1 protein-coding gene is annotated in these 1,539 nt (G+C 70.0%); it reads left to right on the top strand.

Annotated elements, in window-relative coordinates; translation table 11 throughout:
- Positions 1–100 precede the first annotated feature (100 nt).
- Entirely contained in the window at positions 101–1,510 is a 1,410-nt protein-coding gene (locus ACTWQR_RS55640; RefSeq protein ID WP_443234999.1) for an IS701 family transposase, read from the top strand.
- Positions 1,511–1,539 lie beyond the last annotated feature (29 nt).

The raw sequence follows: 1,539 nt of genomic DNA, 5'->3' as shown, positions 1-1,539 counted from the left end.
TACCGGTAGTTCGTTAAATCCGGCGGTGGTGGGGATTGACGACGGGTCGGTCTGGTCGTAGGCCGGTAGCAGGAGCCAACTGCCTTGCCGGGGGCTGAAGATGACTGCTCGCCGTCCGTGTCCGCCCGCGCCGGGGCCGTTGGAGGACTACGCGGCCCGGTTCGACGACCTCTTCTTCAGCCTGGCACAGCGGCGAGGGTTTCGTGAGTATCTGACCGGGCTGCTGGCGCCGCGGGAGCGGAACAAGACAATCACCTGCCTGGCAGGGGCGGAGCCGGTGGCCGGTGCGGGGAAGCCGGGGGTGCAGCGGCTGCAGTTCTTCCTGTCCGAGTCGCCCTGGGAGGCCGAGCAGATCAACGACCGGCGGCTTGAACTGCTACGCAAGGAGCCGACGACGGCTCCGCACGACGGCGGGGTCATCGTGATCGACGACTCCGGGGACCGCAAGGACGGCACCGCGACCGCGCACGTGGGCCGGCAGTGGCTGGGCCGGTACGGCAAGACGGACAACGGCATCGTCACGGTGACCACGGTGTGGACTGACGGCCGCGTGTACTACCCGCTGCACGCCACTCCCTACACCCCCGCCCACCACTTCGCCCGCGGCCGCTCCGACCCGGCCTTCCGCACGAAACCGCAGCTGGCCGCTGCCCTCGCGGCCCGAGGCAAGGAGGCGGGCTTCGGCTGCCGGGCGGTGGTCGCCGACTGCGCCTACTCCGTCAGCGACGACTGGTACCTCACCCTGCGCGAGGCCGGCCTGACCTACGTGGTCGCACTCAAGCCGCACCGCGGCACCTGGGCCCGGGCCGACCAGCCGCACACTCCCATTGAGGCCGCCCGCGCCCTGACCTGGCGCGATGCCCAGCGTCCCGGCGACTGGACACCCGTTGAGCGGCACTTCCGCGACGGGCACACCGAGACCTGGTGGGCCGCCGATGCCCGCCTGGGCAGCTACGGCCCCGACTCACCCTGCCGCCTGGTCGTGGCCACCACCGACCCAGCCCGGCTGCCGGAGAAGGCCACCTGGTACCTGGCCACCAACCTGCCCCACCCTGATGCACCCCACGCCGCCACCGGCCCGCACCCACCGGCCGACCTCGCCGAGATCGTGCGCCTCTACGGCCTACGGCCATGGATCGAGCAGAGCTACAAACAGATCAAGGACGAACTCGGCTGGGCCGACTTCCAAGTCCGCTCCGACCGCGCCATCCGCCGCCACCAGACCCTCGTCAACTGCGCCTTCTCCTTCTGCTGGGACCAATGGTTCACCCCACCCGGACCCCTGGATGCCACCGCGCCGGACCCCTGCCCCGACGAGGGGCCAGAGAGGGGGACCAACCAGACCCCACCAGCCCCAACAGCCCTGCTGGCCCAGGGCCTTACGAGCCATCCGTTCCTGGCTCACCCCCGCCGTCACCCTCAACCGGTGGTGGCAAGCCTGGACGGACAAGGACCCACCCTCCGAACTCCAGGCCCTGATCGACGCAGTCACCACCGGACACGGCATTGACCTCTACCACCGGATTTAACGAACTACTG

Source organism: Streptomyces sp. 2A115 (genome assembly GCF_052245575.1).
Classification (GTDB): Bacteria; Actinomycetota; Actinomycetes; order Streptomycetales; family Streptomycetaceae; genus Streptomyces.
Note: the sequence above shows the minus strand (reverse complement) of the source record. Positions and strands in the feature narration are given on the sequence as shown.

Coding starts and splice junctions, on each gene's coding strand:
- ACTWQR_RS55640 (WP_443234999.1), top strand. CDS start 101: ATGACTGCTCGCCGTCCGTGTCCGCCCGCGCCGGGGCCGTTGGAGGAC.